This is a genomic window from Shewanella sp. N2AIL (genome assembly GCF_022690845.1).
GTDB classification, from domain to species: Bacteria; Pseudomonadota; Gammaproteobacteria; order Enterobacterales; family Shewanellaceae; genus Shewanella; species Shewanella baltica.
Window position 1 is genome coordinate 99,915 of record NZ_JALBYT010000011.1, and the last position, 21,770, is coordinate 121,684.

At 46.1% G+C, this 21,770-nt stretch carries 20 protein-coding genes; 15 read left to right on the forward strand and 5 right to left on the reverse strand.

Annotated elements, in window-relative coordinates:
* Nucleotides 1-28: 28 nt before the first annotated feature.
* On the reverse strand, nt 29-1,381 hold the full coding sequence (gene degQ, locus MO387_RS08855; RefSeq protein ID WP_107402643.1) for a Do family serine endopeptidase DegQ: 1,353 nt from the start codon (nt 1,379-1,381) through the stop codon (nt 29-31).
* Nucleotides 1,382-1,794: 413 nt separating this feature from the next.
* Between degQ and zapE the strand changes: the two genes are divergently transcribed.
* From zapE to rlmB, 8 genes are all read left to right on the forward strand, one after another.
* Entirely contained in the window at nt 1,795-2,907 is a 1,113-nt protein-coding gene (zapE, locus tag MO387_RS08860; protein WP_107946540.1) for a cell division protein ZapE, read from the forward strand.
* A gap of 290 nt (nt 2,908-3,197) precedes the next feature.
* On the forward strand, nt 3,198-3,626 hold the full coding sequence (rplM, locus tag MO387_RS08865; RefSeq protein WP_006083053.1) for a 50S ribosomal protein L13: 429 nt from the start codon (nt 3,198-3,200) through the stop codon (nt 3,624-3,626).
* 14 nt (nt 3,627-3,640) lie between these two features.
* Nucleotides 3,641-4,033 carry a 30S ribosomal protein S9 gene (rpsI, locus tag MO387_RS08870; RefSeq protein WP_006083052.1) on the forward strand — a complete coding sequence of 131 codons (393 nt, stop codon included), beginning with the start codon at nt 3,641-3,643 and terminating at the stop codon, nt 4,031-4,033.
* Nucleotides 4,034-4,187: 154 nt separating this feature from the next.
* Complete coding sequence (locus MO387_RS08875) at nt 4,188-4,376, forward strand: DUF2065 domain-containing protein (RefSeq protein WP_006083051.1); 189 nt, start codon at nt 4,188-4,190, stop codon at nt 4,374-4,376.
* 72 nt (nt 4,377-4,448) lie between these two features.
* A complete protein-coding gene (locus tag MO387_RS08880) occupies nt 4,449-5,744 on the forward strand; it encodes an adenylosuccinate synthase (RefSeq protein WP_006083050.1) in 1,296 nt (431 codons plus the stop codon).
* A 112-nt stretch (nt 5,745-5,856) separates the two neighbouring features.
* The gene (gene motX / locus MO387_RS08885; protein WP_011847814.1) at nt 5,857-6,513 is read left to right on the forward strand and encodes a flagellar protein MotX; all 657 of its coding nucleotides are present in this window, start codon (nt 5,857-5,859) and stop codon (nt 6,511-6,513) included.
* A 39-nt stretch (nt 6,514-6,552) separates the two neighbouring features.
* A complete protein-coding gene (gene rnr / locus MO387_RS08890; RefSeq protein WP_107946541.1) occupies nt 6,553-8,976 on the forward strand; it encodes a ribonuclease R in 2,424 nt (807 codons plus the stop codon).
* A complete protein-coding gene (gene rlmB / locus MO387_RS08895; protein WP_006083047.1) occupies nt 8,977-9,717 on the forward strand; it encodes a 23S rRNA (guanosine(2251)-2'-O)-methyltransferase RlmB in 741 nt (246 codons plus the stop codon).
* 135 nt (nt 9,718-9,852) lie between these two features.
* Here the strand turns inward: rlmB and MO387_RS08900 are convergent, their stop codons facing one another.
* Complete coding sequence (locus tag MO387_RS08900; RefSeq protein WP_107946542.1) at nt 9,853-11,295, reverse strand: MFS transporter; 1,443 nt, start codon at nt 11,293-11,295, stop codon at nt 9,853-9,855.
* A gap of 237 nt (nt 11,296-11,532) precedes the next feature.
* Complete coding sequence (locus MO387_RS08905; RefSeq protein WP_107402640.1) at nt 11,533-12,276, reverse strand: DUF481 domain-containing protein; 744 nt, start codon at nt 12,274-12,276, stop codon at nt 11,533-11,535.
* Between the two features lie 213 nt (nt 12,277-12,489).
* On the opposite strand from MO387_RS08905, the gene rpsF reads away from it, so the two are divergent.
* Genes rpsF through rplI form a run of 4 tightly spaced genes read left to right on the forward strand, consistent with a single transcriptional unit; the run spans nt 12,490 to nt 13,928 of the window.
* Entirely contained in the window at nt 12,490-12,885 is a 396-nt protein-coding gene (gene rpsF / locus MO387_RS08910; RefSeq protein WP_006083044.1) for a 30S ribosomal protein S6, read from the forward strand.
* Nucleotides 12,886-12,893: 8 nt separating this feature from the next.
* Complete coding sequence (gene priB / locus MO387_RS08915) at nt 12,894-13,199, forward strand: primosomal replication protein N (RefSeq protein ID WP_006083043.1); 306 nt, start codon at nt 12,894-12,896, stop codon at nt 13,197-13,199.
* Nucleotides 13,200-13,211: 12 nt separating this feature from the next.
* Entirely contained in the window at nt 13,212-13,439 is a 228-nt protein-coding gene (gene rpsR / locus MO387_RS08920; protein ID WP_006083042.1) for a 30S ribosomal protein S18, read from the forward strand.
* A 36-nt stretch (nt 13,440-13,475) separates the two neighbouring features.
* Nucleotides 13,476-13,928: a 50S ribosomal protein L9 gene (gene rplI / locus MO387_RS08925; protein ID WP_006083041.1), complete on the forward strand. Its 453-nt coding sequence runs from the start codon at nt 13,476-13,478 to the stop codon at nt 13,926-13,928.
* A 257-nt stretch (nt 13,929-14,185) separates the two neighbouring features.
* Here the strand turns inward: rplI and MO387_RS08930 are convergent, their stop codons facing one another.
* Nucleotides 14,186-16,384 (reverse strand): S46 family peptidase, encoded by a 2,199-nt coding sequence (locus MO387_RS08930; RefSeq protein ID WP_107946543.1) that lies wholly within the window; start codon nt 16,382-16,384, stop codon nt 14,186-14,188.
* 125 nt (nt 16,385-16,509) lie between these two features.
* Between MO387_RS08930 and dnaB the strand changes: the two genes are divergently transcribed.
* The 3 genes from dnaB (at nt 16,510) to MO387_RS08945 (ending at nt 20,189) form a co-directional block, all read left to right on the forward strand.
* Nucleotides 16,510-17,916 carry a replicative DNA helicase gene (gene dnaB / locus MO387_RS08935; RefSeq protein ID WP_106649436.1) on the forward strand — a complete coding sequence of 469 codons (1,407 nt, stop codon included), beginning with the start codon at nt 16,510-16,512 and terminating at the stop codon, nt 17,914-17,916.
* Between the two features lie 103 nt (nt 17,917-18,019).
* Nucleotides 18,020-19,096, forward strand: a complete 1,077-nt coding sequence (alr, locus tag MO387_RS08940; protein ID WP_107946544.1) for an alanine racemase — start codon at nt 18,020-18,022, stop codon at nt 19,094-19,096.
* Between the two features lie 334 nt (nt 19,097-19,430).
* Complete coding sequence (locus MO387_RS08945) at nt 19,431-20,189, forward strand: IS5-like element ISSod6 family transposase (protein WP_107946545.1); 759 nt, start codon at nt 19,431-19,433, stop codon at nt 20,187-20,189.
* A 333-nt stretch (nt 20,190-20,522) separates the two neighbouring features.
* Here the strand turns inward: MO387_RS08945 and MO387_RS08950 are convergent, their stop codons facing one another.
* Nucleotides 20,523-20,987, reverse strand: coding sequence for a chemotaxis protein CheX (locus MO387_RS08950; protein WP_006083037.1), 465 nt, complete (start codon nt 20,985-20,987; stop codon nt 20,523-20,525).
* Between the last annotated feature and the right edge of the window lie 783 nt (nt 20,988-21,770).

Here is a 21,770-nt window from a genome sequence, read left to right on the forward strand (position 1 = left end):
TGGCAGAAAAAATGGCCTATTTAGTCGATTAACGTAGGACTAAATACAACATGCTCTTATCACGCATGATCTTCAGTGCCACCGCACCTTCTTGATCTTTTAGTTGTGCTTTAAGTGCCTTAAGATCTTTAATTGCAGTACGGTTAATACCGACAATCACATCTCCTTTTTGTAAGCCACTCATTGCCGCAGGTGAACCTTGGGCGACATCGGTGATTTCAATGCCCTTAGATGAGTTTTCTAAGGATGCACCTTGCAACATAGGATGCACGGCGCCCGCCGCAGATTCACTGGTTTGGCTTGCTTCACCTAAGGTCACCTTAACGGTTTTCTTATCGCCGTCACGGATGAGTCCTAGCTCAACCTTAGCACCCGCGCCCATAGTGGCGACTTTGGCACGCAGTTCTTGGAAGGACTTAATGCCACGGCCATCGACGCTGATAATGATATCACCCGCTTTAATACCGGCTTTCTCGGCGGCACTGTCTTTAGCGACTTCATTCACGAAGCCGCCGTGCTGGGTGTCTAAACCAAAGCCTTGGGCGAGTTGGCTATCAAGATCGCGTCCCGAAATCCCCAGTACTCCGCGGCGTACTTCACCGTGTTCGGCAATTTGTGCGACCAAGTTTTTCACCATATTGGCAGGGATCGCAAAGCCGATACCAACGTTACCACCGCCTGGTGCTACTATTGCGGTGTTAATCCCAATCAATTCCCCGTTTAAGTTAACGAGTGCACCACCCGAGTTACCACTGTTAATGGCGGCATCGGTTTGAATAAAGTTTTCCAGCATTTCTATGCCTAAACCGCTACGGCCTAAAGCACTGACAATACCTGAAGTCACGGTTTGCCCTAAACCGAAGGGGTTACCAATGGCAACGGCAAAGTCACCAACACGCAAGTCGTCAGAGTCTGATGACTTGATTGCGATAAGATTTTTTGCCTCAATTTGCAGCAATGCAATATCAGACTCTGAGTCAGTACCAATGAGTTTGGCTTTTACTTCACGACCGTCATGTAGACCAACTTGAATATCATCAGCACCGTCAATCACGTGGTTGTTAGTGACTATGTAGCCTTTTTCGGCATCAATAATAACGCCTGAGCCTAAGCCTCTAAAAGGACGTTCCTGCACTTGCTCCTGCGGCGCATTGGGGCCAAAGAAGTAACGGAAAACATCAGGTACTCTTTGTTTTGAAACATGAGTACCCGTAACGGCTACGGACACAACAGCAGGTGTCGTACGCTCAAGCATGGGCGCAAGACTTGGAATGGATTGTCCCTCAACCGTCTGTGGAATGGCGGCCTGTGAGACGACAGGCATCATAGTCAGGGTCGCGGCTAACATTGCGGCTGAAAGTACAGATAATTTTGTTTTCATCTATTCATAACTCCAAATAAGGGTTGAACGATCTGGATGTAATGCATCAGCTATTGTGCGAGTGCCAGATCAAATCTGTATCGGTACCGGCTATTTGCCTAGGTAACCATTCGGACACGCACCTAATTGAAAAAGTTCATCATATTAACAAATGTTAATTTTTTTGAGCCTATTTTATCGGCTGTTTCATGCTCGTTGCTGAGTGGAAAACTGTGGGCAAGATACGCATTTTTCAAGCCCTGAAAACAACAAGTCTTGCCGATTAAAATGACCTACAGCATAGAGGTTTATTCGTCGTTTGTATGCTGTTTAACCTTGAGGCAAAAGTCGTATTCTGCATTAATATATCCTGCGTCACATTGGCCGTGCTAATATCGTTGCAGTTTTAGTAAAGGACATAAGAGAATTAAAAAGTGCCTCAGTTAAGCCCTTGGCAGCATTATCAAAAAGATCTTACCCGTGACGGTTTTTCCCATGATCCGGCCCAAGAAATTGCCGTCAAAGCATTACAACGTGTCTATGAAGACTTAACGGCGGCGGAAGAGCCGACTTCTGTCGTGGGGAAATTGTTTAGTGCATTAGGCTTAAAATCGGCGCCGGCTTCACCTAAGGGCCTGTATCTTTGGGGCGGTGTGGGTCGCGGTAAAACCTATCTGATGGATACTTTTTTTGATGCCTTGCCTGGCGATCAAAAGCTGCGGGCTCACTTCCATCGTTTTATGCATCAGCTACATTTAGATTTAGATGAGCTGAAAGGCGTGCGCGATCCCTTGCTGGTGATTGCGAAAAAGATGGCCGCGAAATATCGCGTTATCTGCTTCGATGAATTCTTTGTCTCCGATATTACCGATGCCATGTTGTTAGGTACGCTGTTTCAAGCGCTATTTAAAGAAGGCGTTGTGCTGGTCGCTACGTCTAACATCATCCCCGACGACTTATATAAAAATGGCTTACAGCGGGCACGTTTCTTACCCGCGATTGCCTTAATTAATCAACATTGTGAAGTACTCAATGTGGATTCTGGCATCGATTATCGACTGCGCACCCTTGAGCAAGCGGAGATTTATCATCATCCGTTAGACGCACAAGCCGATGCCAATCTTATGCGTTATTTTAGCCAGTTAGCGCCTGAGTCAGAGGTGCTTACCGCCGACATCGAAATCGAAGGTCGTAGTATCAGTATTCGTCAGCAGGCGCAGGGCGTATTGTTGGCCGATTTTAGAGCGCTCTGTGATGGTCCGCGAAGTCAGCGTGACTACATGGAATTGGCGCGGATTTACCATACTGTACTGGTCAGCGGCATTGAGCAAATGGGTGCATTTCTGACCGGTGATGATATCGCCAGACGATTTTTAGCTATGGTCGATGAGTTTTACGAGCGCAATGTAAAGCTTATCGTATCGGCCCAAGTGCCACTCGAAGACATCTACGCCGATGGCTTGCTTAACTTCGAATTTAGACGTTGTCGCTCGCGTCTTATTGAGATGCAATCACACGATTATTTGAAAACAGAGCACCTGCCTTAACCCTGCGGCGCAAGAGTTTCGCTTTAACTCCCGTGTTAAATCACCACTGGCTTGCTAATCCTTAGGATGACAAGCCAGATTGGTCGATATTTTATAATTTTTATCAAAATATCAGGTGATTTTTAACTCAGCTTTGTCTATACTCCGCCACCTGCCCACGTTACTCCGCCAATTGGGCGGAAGTTGTAAGCCGAAGTCAGTGCTCGAAGGGGTGCTAAAAGGCAATTTTGTGTTGTTTGCAAATGCAGACAGCATGTGAGACAGAAAATTAACTTTGGGTTTTTGTAATAATGAAGACTTTTACTGCTACACCAGAAACCGTAACTCGTGACTGGTTCGTCGTTGATGCAGACGGCAAAACTTTAGGTCGTATCGCTACTGAAATTGCTACCCGTTTACGCGGTAAGCATAAGCCAGAATACACTCCACACGTTGATACCGGTGATTACATCATCGTTGTTAATGCTGAAAAAGTGACTGTTACTGGTAACAAAGCGAAAGGCAAAACGTACTACTCGCATTCAGGCTTCCCTGGTGGCATTAAGCAAATCAGCTTTGAAAAGCTGCAAGCGCAAAAGCCAGAAATGATCATCGAGAAAGCAGTTAAGGGTATGTTACCAAAAGGTCCTCTGGGCCGTGCCATGTTCCGTAAACTGAAAGTTTACGCTGGCGCAGAACATAACCACACTGCACAACAACCTCAAGTTCTTGATATCTAAACGGGATTAAGCAAATGGCTGCAACTCAGTACTACGGCACTGGCCGTCGCAAAACCTCTACAGCTCGCGTTTTCGCTAAAGCAGGTAGTGGCAACATCGTTGTAAATCAACGTCCTTTGGATCAGTATTTTGGTCGTGAAACTGCTCGTATGGTTGTTCGTCAACCTTTAGAGTTAGTTGAAATGACTGACAAGCTGGACATCTATGTAACTGTTAAAGGCGGTGGTATCACTGGCCAAGCAGGCGCAATCCGTCACGGTATTACCCGTGCTCTGATGCAATTAGATGAAGCACTGCGTCCATCACTACGTTCTGCTGGTTTCGTTACCCGTGACGCTCGTAAAGTTGAGCGTAAGAAAGTGGGTCTACGTAAAGCACGTCGTAAGCCACAATTCTCTAAGCGTTAATTCGTTTTTGGAATATCAAAAAACCCAGTCTATGCTGGGTTTTTTATTGGCTAAAATTTACGGTGCTGGCGAATTCATTTAAATAAGAGACTCTGTTGTTGAGGTGGGCTGATATACAATAAATGTGTATTGCACGACTGAGTTTGAGGTGCGCATGACTTTTCAAGTTTTTATGCTGGCAGTGGCACTTGTATTACTTTTAGAGGGCGTCGGACCCTTACTCTTTCCGAACAAGTGGCGTCGTTATTTAAATGAGCTCTCCCATCAAAATCAGCAGGTTATCCAGCGACTTGGTGGCGCATTAGTCACGGCAGGAGTGGTGATCCTGGTGATTTTTGCGTAAAAAACAGCCTGCTTGCCCTTGCTTACTAAGATCTGTTAAAATTCTTTTTTAACCGCAACCTTGCAGCAAATAATGGGCAAAAACGTAGTTGTTCTCGGCACCCAATGGGGTGACGAAGGAAAAGGTAAGATTGTCGACCTTCTAACAGAACAGGCAAAATATGTAGTTCGCTATCAAGGCGGCCACAATGCTGGTCATACCTTGGTTATCGATGGTGATAAAACCGTTCTTCATCTGATCCCATCGGGTATCCTGCGCGATAATGTGAAATGCATTATTGGCAACGGTGTGGTGCTTGCACCTGACGCTCTGATGAAAGAGATCAACATGCTGAAAGATCGTGGTGTTCCTGTTGAGGAACGTCTGTTGATCTCTGAAGCGTGTCCGCTGATCCTACCATTCCATTGCGCCTTAGATATCGCCCGTGAAAAAGCACGTGGCAATAAAGCTATTGGTACAACTGGCCGCGGTATCGGACCTGCGTATGAAGACAAGATCTCCCGTCGCGGTCTGCGAGTAGGCGACTTGTTCAATGCTGAACTGTTTGCTGAAAAGCTGAAAGAAGTTATGAAATACCATAACTTTATGCTGACAGAGTACTATCAAGTCGAAGCTGTTGATTACGAGCAAACGCTAGCAGATGCTTTGGCTATGGCCGATTATCTGAAGAGCATGTGTGTTGACGTGACTGAACTGTTGGATACTGCGCGTAAAGCCGGTGAGCCAATCCTGTTCGAAGGCGCTCAAGGTACATTACTCGACATCGACCACGGAACTTATCCTTTTGTAACCTCTTCAAATACCACTGCAGGTGGTGTTGCGACGGGTTCAGGTTTTGGTCCGCGTCACTTAGACTATGTCTTAGGTATCATGAAGGCTTACACCACTCGCGTGGGTGCAGGTCCATTCCCAACTGAACTGTTATGTGAAGTTGGTGATCATTTAGGTACTAAAGGTCATGAGTTTGGTGCGACAACGGGTCGTAAGCGTCGTCCAGGTTGGTTGGATGCTGTGGCAATGCGCCGCGCAGTTCAAATCAACAGTGTGAGTGGCTTCTGCTTGACTAAGTTAGATGTACTTGATGGTCTGAAAGAAGTGAAAATTTGTGTGGGTTATCAGAATCCTGATGGCACTATCTCTAAAGTGACCCCGCTTGCGGCTGAAGGTTATGAACTGGTTACGCCTGTTTATGAAACTATGCCAGGTTGGAGCGAGTCGACTTTTGGCGCGACATCCATTGAGCAACTGCCACCGGCAGCGATCAATTATATCAAGCGTCTTGAAGAGCTATTAGAAACACCAATCGACATTATCTCTACTGGTCCTGACCGTAACGAAACCATGATTTTGGTTAATCCGTTCAATTAAGACCTGTTAAGGCCGTTTTTCACGGCCTTTTTCTCTGCTTCTTTATGCCTTTCTCTGTTTAATTCTACGGTTAGAAATTCAGCTCAAGCTCAAGAAATAGGTTATACTGCCGATGCAAGTATTCACCCTTTTGTCATTGAGAGTCGTTATGCTACGTACAGCACTAGTTGCGCTACTGCCCTTAGTATCTTCAATGTGCTTTGCTGAAACGCAGGCGGTGGATATTTATAGCCAAGATCAATTGCTTGATTTGATCCGCAGCGATCAATATTTAGCGAAAGTGAAGCGTGATGATTGCCAGTTAGTCCAAGACATTGAGGCGCGAGCCCAAGTCTTAAAACAGCCTTTATATCAATTCCTGTGGGGCGAAATGCTCAATTATGGAACCTGTGTAAAGGCAAACCCTGTGAAGGGCATTGCTTTGTTACGTGACTCGGCCGAACAAGGTAGCTCAGAAGCGATGTTAAAGCTTGCCGAGTATTATCAGAGTGGGAAATTTGTCATCCGCAATAAAGACAGAGCAGTGCATTATTTACTGCCTGCGGCTGCAAGTGGTGATTTACCCGCTCGTATGATGTTAGTGCGTTTATTCGGTGAAGGTTATGGTAGTCCTAGGGATTACGAGATGGCCTATCACTGGTTATATAACGATGTATTTGCGGACGAGGCGACGAAGAAAAAAGCCTTGTCTTTACTGCAGGTGTTAGCAGCTAAAATGCCCCCCAGTGCAGTGGCGCGGGCCCAGCAAGAACAGTTGCGAACCCGTTAAGTGGTCTCTTAATCTAGAGACACATTATTTGGATATTGAATGATCAAAGACCCTCATTTTGAGCGTGAACAGGATAAGTACGAAAACCCTATCCCAAGCCGTGAGTATATTATCGATTACTTACGTTCTCAGAAATCACCTATCACTCGTGACAGTATTGCCGCGGCGTTAAACATCCAAGAGGAAGAACAGCTTGAGGCCCTGCGCCGTCGCCTACGTGCGATGGAACGCGATGGCGAACTCGTGTTCACCCGTGGGCAGAGCTATGGCTTGCCCGAGAAAATGGATCTTATCCCCGGCACTGTACTCGGACACAGAGAAGGCTTCGGCTTTTTCAAACCCGATGAAGGCGGTGATGACTTATTTATTTCGAACCGCGATATGCTGATGTATTTCCACGGTGATAAAGTGCTGGCGCAAAAAGCGGGCACAGATCGTCGTGGTCGCCGCGAAGCGCGTTTGGTGCGTTTGATCCAGCCGCGCAGTGCCGCGATTGTTGGCCGTTATCATGTTGATAGCGGTATGGCATTTGTCATTGCCGATGATAAGCGTATAACCCAAGAAATCTTAGTCGCGAATGAAGATCGCAACGGCGCCCGTCAAGGCGATGTGGTTGTGGTTGAATTAACGCGTCGCCCAGGTCGTTTTGTTAAGGCTGCGGGTAAAGTGACTGAAGTGCTTGGTAAGCAAATGGCGCCGGGGATGGAAATCGAAATCGCCCTGCGTAACTATGACTTGCCCCATACTTGGTCACCTGTGATCGAAAAGAAACTGCGCCGAATTCCCGATGAAGTGACCGATGCCGATAAAGTCGGCCGTGTAGATTTACGTCATCTGCCATTAGTGACTATCGACGGTGAAGACGCTCGCGATTTTGACGATGCCGTGTATGCGGAGAAAAAAGCCGGTGGCGGCTGGCGTTTATGGGTTGCTATTGCTGACGTTAGTTATTATGTTCGCACCGATTCAGCCTTAGATACTGAAGCGCGTGCCCGTGGTAACTCAGTGTATTTCCCATCACAAGTGATCCCTATGCTGCCGGAGAAAATCTCCAACGGCCTATGTTCGCTTAATCCTCACGTCGACCGTTTATGTATGGTCGCCGAGATGACAGTGTCTGCCAAAGGCAAGTTGTCGGGTTATAAGTTTTATCCGGCGGTGATGTATTCCCATGCCCGTTTCACTTATACCCAAGTGGCGGAGATGTTAGAAGGCGGCTCGATTGCGCCTGAGCATGAAGCCTTGTTCCCGCATCTGCAGTGTTTACAGTCATTGTATTTAGCGCTAGATGAGCAAAGAGCTGAGCGTGGTGCGATTGCGTTTGAAACCATGGAAACGCAGTTCATTTTCAATGAGCAGCGCAAGATTGATAAAATCGTGCCGCGTGGCCGTAATCAAGCACATAAAATCATTGAAGAATGCATGATTTTAGCCAACGTTTCTGCAGCTAAATTTGTGAAGAAACACAAAGGCGACGTGCTGTACCGAGTGCATGAAGCACCATCTGAGCAAAAGTTGGCGAACTTTAAAGAGTTCCTTGCTGAGCGTGGTTTGACTATGCCTGGCGGACTTGAGCCAACGCCGTCAGATTACCAGAACGTGATGCTGCAAATTGCCGACCGTCCCGATGCTGAACTTATCCAAGTGATGTTGCTGCGCTCTATGCGTCAGGCCATTTACACTCCAGATAATGAAGGTCACTTCGGTCTAGCCTTAGAAGAATATGCGCATTTTACCTCGCCAATTCGCCGTTATCCGGATTTAGTCTTACATCGTGTGATCCGTTATTTACTGGCGAAGGAAAGAGGCGAAGCCACTGAGAAGTGGACGCAGGATGGTGGCTACCATTATCAACTCGATGAACTCGACCAATTGGGCGAAGAGTGTTCGACTACAGAGCGTCGTGCCGATGAAGCGACCCGCGATGTTAGCGATTGGCTCAAGTGCGAGTTTATGCAAGATCACGTCGGCGATACCTTTGAAGCTGTGATTGCCTCAGTGACGAGCTTTGGTTTGTTCGTACGCTTAAATGAGCTGTTTATCGATGGCTTAGTGCATATCTCAAGTCTTGGTAGTGATTACTACCAATTCGATCCTATGCGTCAACGCCTTATTGGTGAGCATACAGGCCAAGTCTATCAAGTGGGCGATCCTGTGACGGTTAAGGTCGCTGCTGTTAACTTAGATGACAGACAGATTGATTTAGTCATGCTGGGCGATGACGGCAAAGGTGGCAAGCGTAAAGCATCAGCCAGCCGTGATAAGCCGATGACAGCCCGTGAGCGTGTTAATCGTGAAGGCGCTAAGCAAGGTAAAGCGGGCAAAACCGCAACGCCTAGCACTAAGGCTGAAGCTGGCAAAGCCAAACCTAAGGCTAAAGCGGGCACTAAAGCGAAAAAGACAGCAGTAAAAGATCCGGCTAAAAAGCCAAAAGCCGCTAAGCGGAGCACGAGAAAGAAATAAATGAAAAAACAAGATATTATTTTTGGGATCCACGCAGTTGAAGCCCTGTTAAAACACAGCCCTGAGCGCATTATCGAGTTATGGCTCTTACAAGGCCGTGACGATGAGCGCTTAACTGTGCTGGCCAATCAGGCCAAAGCCTTTGGCACGACGATTCAAGTCGCTTCTCGTAAAGCCTTGGATGACAAAGCGGAAAGCAGCCAACATCAAGGCATAGTCGCGCGCGTTAAAGCGGCGAAAGTGTTGAATGAGCAAGATCTAGATGTGCTGCTTGCCAACACTGAGCAACCATTTCTGCTGATTTTGGATGGCGTGACGGATCCCCATAACTTAGGCGCTTGCCTACGTAATGCCGATGCGGCAGGCGTGCAAGGTATTATCGTGCCTAAAGACAACTCAGTCGGCTTAACTGCGACTGTGAGTAAAGTGGCATGTGGCGCGGCGGAAACTGTGCCTTTATTCCAAGTGACTAATCTTGCGCGCACTATGCGTCACCTGCAGGATAAAGGTGTATGGATTGTGGGTACGGCGGGCGAGGCGGATTGCGAGCTTTATCAAGCCGATCTTAAAGGGCCACTGGCGATTGCCATGGGTGCGGAAGATAAAGGTTTACGCCGTTTAAGCCGTGAGTCTTGCGATTCACTGATCTCTATCCCTATGGCCGGAAGTGTGTCTAGCTTGAACGTATCGGTTGCGACCGGTATTTGCTTATTTGAAGCTGTGCGTCAGCGCCGCAGCTAATATGCTCACGCTTGCCTGATTTCGTATATGCGGTCAGGCTTGCAGTAACAACTTGTTTTTGTTGTAGTTAGTACTTGCAGTAATAAAAAGACCGATTAACTTTAAACAGTTAATCGGTCTTTTTTGTTGGTCTTTTTATGTCTGCGCTTTGTCTAGGTTGACCTGATGGCTATCGGCTTCATCCGTTTGAACGGCTTCAGGCTCTGCTTGCTCGATATCGAAACTGAAGGCGAGTTGCTCCTCATCACTGTCATTTTGGTCGATAATATCGTCATCGACGCCATCAGCCCCTAAATCATGCTCAGATTCATCTAGGTTAGCACTGGGCGTCATATGCTCTTGAATCGATTCAACATCAACCCTAGGGTCTAGCGCCGCCGCCAGTGGTGAAGAGACTAGGTCGCCCGTCGCCATTATGTAATCTTGGGTGACATTGGTTTCGACTTTTTGCTGCGAATGCACGTAACGTAGTCGCACAAACAGGATCAAGGTACAGGCAGATATAAAGCCATATAACATGCTGTTGCCAAGCCATTGCATCAACGTTGAGGCGATCAATGGACCGATACTCGCCCCTAAGCCGAAGGTTAATAAGATGGTGGCAGATAAACCGACCCGCTCATTCTGTTCGACTCGTGAGTTAGCCAGTGCCGTAGCAAGTGGATAGAAGGTGAAACCTAAAATACCAAACAGGAAGGTCATCACCAGCGAAATCACTGGATGATAGGGCGTTAAGGCGATGGCTAAGGCTAAGATGCCAAGCAATATACAGTTGATACGAATAAGGCGACTGCGGGACATAATGTCGGACAGTTTCCCCATAGGCCATTGTGCCAGTAATCCTGCTAAAATTGTTGCAGTCATATAAGTGGCGACTTTTTCAGGCGGCAAACCTAAGTTACTAGCATAGGCGGGCGCGAGACCATAAAACGAACCCACTATCATGCTACCAATCGCGATGGTTGTGAGTGCCTGCGGCGCTTTTTTCCAGTAATGGGCAATTTTGAGTGGAGCTGGGACCAAAGGCGCAGGGTGAAGACGACGCGTGAGTGAAATCGGTACGATACAGAGTGAGAAACAAATCGCGATCAGCAGTAATGGCTCAAGGCCTAATTCGGGGAAGATGCTGATTGCGCCTTGGCCTAAGATCAAGCCGAAGTAAGATACGATCATATAACTCGCGAACACTGTGCCCCTTTGGTTACTTTCTGCTTGTTCGTTAAGCCAACTTTCGAGCACCATGTATTGGCACATCATGCCCATGCCGACAACGAGCCTGAGGAGCAGCCAAACTGCTAGCTCATCCACGAGTGCATGACCCAATGCAGATGCGGCGACTATGCCTGCACTGGCAACGAAGGCGCGGATATGGCCCACTTGGGCGATAAGTCTATGACCAATCTTAGAGCCCGCCACAAGGCCAACATAATAGGCCGACATCATGCCACCTATCCATATCTGTGGCACGTTCATCACCGAGAGCCTGAGCCCAAGGTAAGTTGTGAGCAAACCGCCGGCCAGTACCATTAACAAGGTGGTGCTATATAAAGAGGCGAAAGTGCGCAGCGGATTAGTCATATACAACTCCGAAAACACAAACAAGATTGATAATAAACCGTGAGTATATCAGGGGTTGGTGTTTATGTTGTGTTGCAAATTGTTGGTAAATCTTGATTAATTGCGCATTTCTGCTCAAAAAATCCTTAGATTATGTCGAAGTGACTTGAGAGGGGGCGGAGGAACTTTAACATTGACGCCAGCCGAAGATGACATTGGCGTCGTGTTCTTGTATTGCTTCGGATTATCTAAAAGCGGTTATCTAAAGGTATAAAGCAGGTTAAAGGTGGTGATGGTATCTGTCTGTTGGCTACCTTCTGGTACCACTTCAGTGTATTTGATGTTCATGCCGATTTTAAAAGCCCAATCTTGGAACACCAGATTTTTGTAGTTCATGTCTAAGGTAAGGGTATTGTTGTTCTCGCCCATTTCCGCAGTTAAATCGGCATTGAGACTGCTGTATTCCTGCAGTTTTTGAGAAAACTTTGCAGCGGTACGCAAAATGATATCTTTCTCAGCATCAGGATTGGGAATATCGACAGATTCGGCCGGTAAGTTATATCGATAACCGGGGCCGACTTCGAGACTGAGTTTGGTCTTGTAGCTACTGATGGCATTAAAACCGTAACCACTCGAAATAGTTGATATTTGCGTGTAACTACCGAATTGATCCCAAGTGAAATCACCGCGTCCGAAGATATAACCCTTAGTGAGTTTATAGTTCGACTGGAGTTGGAGTTCGTATTTTTCGGAAGTCGTCTTGCTTTTTTCTGAGGCAAAGTAGGCTTTGAGCGTGGCTTCTTGCTTGGTTTGCTTAGTGTCGTAAATCAGTTGGGTTCGACCGTTAAAACTGCTGGATTCGGTATTGCCTGTATTCAGTTGCAAACCCGCTTCGATTTCTGCGGTAAAATCGCTGGGCGGTTCCTGATAATCAGGTGGAACAAGCGCAAGCGCAGGAAATGAAAGGGAAAATAAAAAGATTGGCGCAATAACTTTTAGCATTATATTTTATTCTTGGTTAGCTGATGTCAGACGTCCGAATATAGATGAAGCGCCATCATACCTGTATTGATTGGCGAGGCAAAGTTATTGCTTGAGTTTCTGGCTTGCTTTCTGTACTATCTCGCGCTCAAATCAGTCACTATTTTTCGTTCCTTGCCTCCATTTGGTTTGACTGAGCCAATACCGAGGCTACATAACCGTAAGGAGCAATAAATGCGTCATTACGAAATCGTATTTATGGTTCACCCAGATCAAAGTGAACAAGTACCAGGTATGATTGAGCGTTACACAGGTGTTATCACCGAAGCTAACGGCACAATTCACCGTTTAGAAGATTGGGGCCGTCGTCAACTGGCTTACCCAATCCTTGATCTGCATAAAGCTCACTACGTTCTGATGAACGTTGAAGCTAAAGCAGAGACGATTGAAGAGCTAGAAACAGCTTTCCGTTTCAACGACGCAGTTCTGCGTAACATGGTAATGCGTACTAAAGTTGCCGTTACTGAAGCATCTCCAATGGCTAAAGCTAGAGATGAGCGCGATTCACGTCGTGGCCCAGCTGGCGAACGCTCATACGATGAAGCTCACGCTGAAGAAATCGCTGAGTAAGGTAATCTGTGACCACCAATAACTTGGTGTTGTCAGGAACGATAACTCGTTCAAGACGCTTTAAAAGCCCAGCAGGTATTGCACACAGTGTGATAATGTTGGAACACAAATCGCAGCGTTATGAAGCAGATATGCTTCGCAACGTCTACGTACAAATTCAAGTGATATTGAGTGGCCCACGCTTTGAAAGCGTCGCAGAAGATCTGAAAGCAGGTGTGGAAGTACAAGTGCAAGGCTTTATGACGCTTCAACAGGGGCGCAATGGTCAAAACCGCTTAGTTATCCATGCCGAAAATGTCGAATTGAAAACTTAGGAGACTGTCAACATGGCACGTTATTTCCGTCGTCGCAAGTTCTGCCGTTTCACCGCTGAAGGTGTTGCAGAAATTGATTACAAAGATATCGTTACTTTAAAGAACTACATCACTGAAAGCGGCAAGATTGTTCCAAGCCGTATCACTGGTACTAGTGCTAAATATCAGCGCCAACTAGCTCGCGCTATCAAGCGTGCTCGTTATCTTTCTCTACTGCCATATACTGATTTACATCAGTAATTGCAGTATTCCTAATCGAATATAGAGGATTTGATAATGAACGTTATTCTGCTTGATAAAATCGCTAACCTAGGCAACTTGGGTGACCAAGTATCAGTTAAGGCTGGTTACGCACGTAACTTCCTTTTGCCACAAGGTAAAGCTGTTGTTGCTAACGAAAGCAACGTTAAAGTATTTGAAGCTCGTCGCGCTGAATTAGAAGCTAAATTAGCTGCTGAATTAGCTGCTGCTAACCTACGTGCTGAGAAAATCACTGCACTGGAAGCGGTTGTAATCGCTTCTAAAGCTGGTGATGAAGGCAAACTGTTTGGTTCAGTTGGCAACCGTGACATCGCTGATGCAGTGACTGCTGCTGGTGTTGAGCTGGCTAAAGCTGAAGTTCGTTTACCATTAGGCGCTCTGCGTACTACTGGCGACTTCGAAGTTGAAGTTCAGTTACACACTGAAGTTAAAGCTGTTGTTAAAGTATCTGTGGTTGCAGAAGCTTAATTACGACTCGCTTTAAATATAAAAAGACACCGTCTAGGCGGTGTTTTTTTATGGCTGAAATTTAGGATTTGAGTGTATTTAGGTTTGGATATCGACTCTGCGATGGATTTAATGCGATTAGTATAATTGCTAGGTGATATACCCCTATTCATTCAATCTCACCATCTCAAAGTGCAAAATACGAGCCCAAATAAAAGCCGCTTACTGCAAAACAGTGAGCGGCTTTTTGTTTAGAGCAACTGATTCAGCTCTGGGTGTTAATTTCTTACTAAATCTAGTTCTTTAATCAGATTATCGGCATGGTCGACTTCATCCATCATCCACAGGATATAGCGGATATCCACGTGCACGGCACGGGTGATGGTTGGGTTGAAGAACCAGTCTTTAGTAATCGCTTCATAGGTGGAGTCGAAGTTAAGGCCAACGAGTTCTCCTTTACCGTTGAAGACGGGTGAGCCGGAGTTGCCGCCTGTGGTGTCCACGCTCGATAAGAAGTTAACCGGTACAGAGTTAAATTCTTCGGGTTTGTCTAAGCAAGAGAAGAGTCTGCAAATCCAGCCGCGAGGATCTTGATAAACCGACTTCACTAAATGATTGCCAAAACGTTGTTCGCTAATCGCATCGAGGAGCTTTTTCGGTGCATTGTAGGGCTCTACGCCTGTGTGTTTCGCGACTATGCCATCTAGACGAGTAAACGGCTGTTTGTAGAGTGCATCACGTGATTGATAACCATCGACCATACCGTAGCTGATACGCAGCGTACCGTTGGCGTCAGGGTAGACTGGCCAGTTGTTGGCTTTATAGTATTCGATCACTGCGGCCATATAGTCTGGGCGAGCAGTGGATAACTTACCGTCTAAGATTTTTTCCGTTTTTTCCTGCGCCATATTAGTGTCGTAAAGTGCTACGGCTAAACGAATAAAGGGATCGGCACTGGCTTCGAAGGCGTTAATATCGGCATTCATCCACGCCAGACGTTGGGCTTGGTCTGTGAGCGTAGTGAGTGAATACAAACCATCGAGCTTAGCCGCAAGATCTACGTCTTTACTATTAACACTTAACATTTTATCGAGCGCTGCCACGCGATTCGATTGGCCTAGGTAAGCATTTAAATCCTGTAACCACAATGTCTTATCGACTTTGACATCGAAACTCGAATCGATACGTTTAAGACGCGAGCTCAGCATCGCTAAATCACGCTCTTGATAGCCTTGTTCACGTTCGGCATCGGGCTTTTGTTTTTCTTTCGCAAGACGATACAAGCTGTTTGCTGCGGTTAACAGGGTGCTCGATTGGGCATTAGTAAAGTAGTAATTACTTTGGAACGCCTGTTGTTGCTCGGCAAGTAGCACTTCTAACTCAGCGATGAGGTTTTGATTTAGCTTAGGATTTTTTTTAAGCCAAGCTAAAAAGTTATCCTCACGGCTTTGTTTAATGCCCACGATATCCGTGGCTTTAAAACCCGCTAACAGGCCATTGAGTTTCTTCATTCGGTTGGCCATTGAAGCCATATTGCCAGCGTACTTAATGGCGATATCGGCATCTTTTTGCCCCATAGCTTCGATAGTATCAATCTGTAATTGATAGCGTTTAGCTTGGGTGGGATACAGCCAGTCACTGGCAAACTTAAGCTCACTAGTGAGGTTATAGCGACTGGTTGAGCCCGGATAGCCTGCGACGAACACGCCGTCACCGGCTTTCACGCCATCGGCGTTTATTTTAAGGTAACTCTTTGGCTTGTAAGGGATGTTATCGTCGCTATAGGCAGCGGGTTGGCCGTCTTTACCTACATAAGCCCGTAAGAAGGCAAAATCACCCGAATGACGTGGATATTCATAGTTATCGATGTCGCCGCCAAAGGCACCGACACTTTCTGGTGGTGCATACACTAAGCGTACATCGCGGATCATCAATTGCTTGATTAAGTAATATTCTAGGCCGTTATGGAAACTGCGGACATTACAGCGATAGTTAGCATCAGCTTCACAGCTCTTGATCAGTTCTTTGCTGTGATTTTGAATGTCTTCGTAACGGCTCAGCGGATCTTGGCTTAGGCCTTGATTGATTTGGGCGGTGACATCGGTTACAGCCTCTGTGATGTATAAACGTTCGTTAGGACCGGCAGAGGGTTCCTTGTCCATTGATGTCGCTAAAAAGCCTTGTTCGAGATAGTTATGTTCTTTCTTAGTGTTATATTGTATCGCCTTGAAGGCACAATGGTGGTTTGTCACAACTAGCCCTTGGGGGGAGACAAAACTGGCGGTACAATAGCCCAGCCCTACCACGGCGTTCATTGGATAACTTGTAAGATCGGCCAGTTTTTCTGCAGGAATATCGATTCCGCGTTCACTGAGTTTGTCTGCAATAGAAGGCATTTGATAAGGTTGCCATTGTCCTTCGTCGGCAGTTGCTATGCCGGATGTCATTACTAAGGCCGCAACCAATGCAATACGCATGTTCTTTCCTTATTGATTATTAGAGTGTCCGTTGGAATGAGATAACAGGCGAGTGTAAACATCCTGTTTGCTTGACGCGGGTTTTATATCATATTTTGTTAAGTTGTTGGAAATCGGGAGCGTTAATGTCACAACAAGGTGCTTTTAAGCCTAAAAGTAAGCCAAGAGATTTGCAGCTTGATGGACTCAAGCTGCCACCGCATTCAATTGAGGCTGAACAATCGGTATTAGGCGGCTTGATGTTAGATGCCGAAGCGTGGGACAGGGTCGCTGAGGCCGTCGTAAAAGACGACTTTTACTCCCGCTCACACAAGATGATCTTCTCTGCCATGCACAGATTGGTCGATCTGGGGCAACCGATCGATTTGATCACGGTTTCTGAACAGCTCGAAGTTGAAAATCAATTAGAAGATGCCGGTGGTTTTGCCTATTTAGGTGAAATTGCCAAAAATACTCCTAGTGCGGGCAACATTTTATCCTACGCTGAAATCGTCCGTGAACGTGCTGTCGTTCGTGACATGATCCGCGTCGCGCACGAAATTGCTGATGCGGGTTACAACCCAGAAGGCCGCGACTCGGGTGAATTACTCGACCTTGCTGAGAGTAAAGTCTTTAAGATCGCTGAGATGCGAACCAATGCCAACGAAGGTCCCGAAGGCATTAAAACCATTCTAGAAAAAACCGTCGATAAGATTGAGCAGCTTTACAATAACCCCCACAACGGTGTGACTGGGGTGTCGAGCGGTTTTAACGATTTGGATAAGATGACCGCTGGTTTCCAGTCCGGTGACTTGATTATCGTTGCGGCGCGTCCTTCTATGGGTAAAACCACCTTCGCGATGAACTTGTGCGAACAAGCCGCAATGAATGAAGACAAACCTGTGCTTATCTTCAGTCTCGAGATGCCGTCAGAACAGATTATGATGCGTATGTTGGCCTCCTTGGGTCGCGTCGATCAAACCAAAATCCGTACCGGTCAGCTCGATGATGAGGATTGGGCGCGGGTTTCATCGACCATGGGGATTATGCTCGAGCAAGGCAAAATGTATATCGATGATGGTTCGGGCTTAACGCCAACTGAAGTCCGTAGCCGCGCGCGTCGTATCGCCCGTGAATACGGCGGCCTGTCGATGATCATGATAGATTACCTGCAGTTAATGCAGGTGCCCGCCTTGAAAGATAACCGTACCTTAGAGATTTCTGAGATTTCACGCTCGCTCAAGGCATTAGCTAAAGAGTTGGAAATTCCGATTATTGCCCTGTCACAGCTTAACCGCTCGCTCGAGCAAAGGGCTGATAAACGCCCGGTAAACTCGGATTTGCGTGAATCGGGCGCTATCGAGCAAGATGCGGATCTCATCATGTTTATTTATCGCGATGAAGTGTATAACAACGATTCTCAAGATAAAGGTACGGCTGAAATCATTATCGGTAAGCAACGTAACGGCCCGATTGGTCGAGTGCGACTCACCTTCCAAGGGCAATTTTCGCGCTTCGATAATTATGCCGGACCTCAGTTTGAAGAAGACTAAATTGACGTTTAAAAACAGTCAGTTTGTGTTTGCGGAAGATGAGCTGTGTTGATGTATTTTTTATCTCCGTGACTTTTTATTTCCTGAGTAAGCAAGGTAAATTTTGAACCCTTTTCCCCGTGCAGAAATTAGCAGTAGTGCACTGCAAACCAATCTCGCTGCGTTGCGTCAACAGGCCCCAGCGAGTCGCGTGATGGCCGTCGTTAAAGCCAACGGCTATGGTCATGGATTATTGAATGTCGCCCATTGTTTAGTCAGTGCCGATGGCTTTGGCTTAGCCCGATTAGATGAAGCCTTAGAATTACGAGCGGGCGGCGTGACAGCGCGTTTGTTATTGCTGGAAGGTTTTTTCCGTGCCACTGATTTACCTTTGCTCGTCGGGCATGATATCGACACTGTGGTGCACCATAGTTCTCAGCTGGAGATGTTGGAGCAAACTGTATTGTCTAAGCCTGTGACTGTTTGGCTGAAAGTGGATTCAGGCATGCACCGCTTAGGCTTTACGCCTGAGCAATTTTCAACGGTTTACGCAAGGTTAATGGCCTGCCCCAATGTGGCAAAACCGATTCATTTAATGACGCATTTTGCCTGTGCAGATGAGCCTGATAATAGTTATACCTCAGTGCAGATGGCGGCTTTTAATAGCTTAACGGCTGGCTTGCCCGGATTTAGAACCTTAGCCAACTCTGCTGGTGCCTTGTATTGGCCGCAAAGCCAAGGCGATTGGATCCGTCCAGGAATCGCCCTCTATGGTGTCTCACCCGTCACGGGGGATTGCGGTGCGAATCACGGACTCGTACCTGCGATGGAACTGGTATCACAGTTGATTGCGGTGCGGGATCATAAAGCCAATCAACCAGTGGGTTATGGTTGTTTTTGGACCGCGAAGCAAGATACCCGTTTGGGTGTCGTCGCAATTGGTTATGGTGATGGTTATCCCCGTAATGCACCGGAAGGTACACCTGTGTGGGTCAATGGTCGTCGCGTACCCATAGTTGGTCGCGTCTCTATGGACATGTTGACGGTCGATTTAGGCCAAGATGCGCAGGACAAGGTTGGCGATAGCGCTTTGTTGTGGGGTAAAGCATTACCCGTAGAAGAAGTCGCTGAGCATATTGGTACTATCGCTTATGAATTAGTCACTAAGCTCACTCCAAGAGTCGCGGTTTGTTTAGCTTAGCTTTGTTAACTTCATCGCGTGAGTTTACTCTCATGGGCTTAATCTCGCGTGCTCAGTCACATGAGACTAGCCTGGTGAAATGAACATCGTTAGCTTGAGCGACTGCAGCATTAAAATGAGAATCATAAAACGGTGTGTTAAACACCGTTTTTTTATTTGTGGCAACTCTAGGGTGAAGTCTCACAGTGAATCATCAGTACTATATTTGCATCTACTGATTGCAGTGAATAAAACCGTCATAGGTTAGGGTCTGTTGATCTTTCGAGAGTGATTTTTAGACAGCATGGCAAGACGTTATAATTTGCTTCGCCAAAAGTAACCATAACCTCAAGCCATGCCAAGACTTATGCTAACCGATGCACGCAGGGAAAAGCTATTTCATTTAATGAAAAGCACAGGCCGTGTTTATGACAAACCTGAACATAGACAAACATTCGAAGGTATTCTTTACCGCCTTAGAACAGGTATCCCTTGGCGAGATTTACCTAAAGAGTTCGGTCATTGGAGCACGGTCTTTAGACGGTTTCATTTATGGTCTAAAAAAGGCGTTCTAGCACATTTATTCAAGGCCTTAGCCAACCTTGCTGATATAGAATGGGTCTTTATTGATGGCTCGATAGTGCGGGCTCACCAGCACAGTGCAGGTGCAGCGACGTTAAATAATGAGAGTATTGGTAAAAGTCGAGGCGGTAATTCAACCAAAATTCACTTAGCCGTCGACAGCGGAGGATTACCGATTTATTTCGAATTATCAGAAGGCCAAAAACAGGATATTACACACGCCCCCAGCTTAATTGAGCACCTGAAGCAGGTTGATACCGTCATTGCAGATAAAGGTTATGACAGCGATGCTTTTCGTGAACTTATCGCAAATAAAGGCGGAAAATCTGTTATTCCGAGGCGCCGCTATAAGAATACACCTCAAGAAAGAGTCGATTGGTGCTTATATCGGTATCGACATTTAGTGGAGAATGCTTTTGGAAGAATTAAACACTATCGAGCAATATCAACAAGATATGACAAGCTAGCAAGAAATTACGCCAGTATGGTGTCACTGGCGTTTATGTTAATGTGGCTGCCGATGTATTGCTGAACAACATTTGTACAGCAAAGATCAACAGACCCTAGTAATTTTTGCAGTGTGATGTGAGCTGAGCGAGTAGGGCTTAGATAAGTGCATTTCAGTTAACTATTGATGTGCTGGCTGGGTGACTCGATATGTTTACGGGTAGAGCCGCGCGAATTGAACAGTTATCGAACACAAATGAGACAGTGAAATGAATGGTAAAAGTATATTCAGGTGCAGGTAATCCAGCCGTTCTGATCTTTGTTATCTAGCTTTAAATAAGCAAATGAAACATAAGATCCAGAGCGACAGGAGCGTTAATGTAATTTGAGCCATGTTGGCTTGGTACATTTTAAGCTTTTAGTTTTCAAAGCATATTTCGATATAAGCGGTCCCATGTGGGCTGGTAAAAGGCATGATAATCTTAGTGCCATTGGCTTTATGGGAAATAGTGTGGCCTTTGCCTGACACGACCATAGGGGTGGCCATTTCAAACTCATAGCCTTTCTGACCCAATAGATTTTTTGCGCCGCCAGTCACCATGTTGGTGATTTCACCCACTAGGTCAGTCACTTCCTCGTTAATTTTACCCGGGTTTTCGCCCAGCATATTCTGCATTATCTGCAAAACCAGCTTTTGTTCGAAGGTAATCGATAGTGATCCTTTTGTTTGGGGGCCAACGAGCCCAATGAGGCCAGACACATCCCCCTTCGCTAAGTTATCTGATTTGATTTGAGGTTTGCCCGGCGTCAAATCCATGCTCGCCATAGTAGAAATGACATTGAGCAGAGATTGGAGGAAAGGATTAATAAAATTAACGTTCATGCCTAAGTTTGTCCTCTTTTGAGCCTAAACCATGAAGTAATGGCATTGCTTAAGGCTATTAGAAAAGTTGCTTATCGACAGCAATCTTGATCACACTCTATCAGCTTAGATGAGACAGCTATAAATGTGAGGCTAATTTAAAGATATTCTTATCATTTATCCGAGATATATGCGGCTAAGGCCCAATATCACTGTGCCATTTATGGTTGCTATCGCTTTGCATCATAGTTTACAAGTGTTACTCAGGAAGACGTTGAACGTCAAATGGCGCTGTTTTACGCTACATAAATACAAAATATGATGCAATATCGACACTATTAGCCCCATTCATAGTGGCCCATGTGTGCCGATGCTGCAAAGTTTTTTAGCCTTTTTATGGAGTAACTCGACTTTTATCCATTCAACAACTGAGGGGAGAGCGGTTATTGCTCGACTCTGTGGTATCTCGGTTAGTGCGATTCTGCGATACCATTCCATTCGCTATCGTCTGGCAGCTAACGAGGTTTCTCAACAGCAACATTAAAATACCCCCGGAGACAATTTCATTACAGTCGTCATTGCACAAACTAACTCGGCTCTAGTAATAACGTAATATTTTTTATGTGATTAGCTCGTCGCCGGTTTTTTTTAAACATCAAGACACTCTCACTTTCTTCACTACTCTCAATTTCAGAGGCAATGAAAAAACCTGCATTGCTGGACGATAAATTATGCAACCAATGTTAACTAATAATGCAAATGATAATAGTTATTGATCAGTTTGTGTGATTTCCTTATATTAGC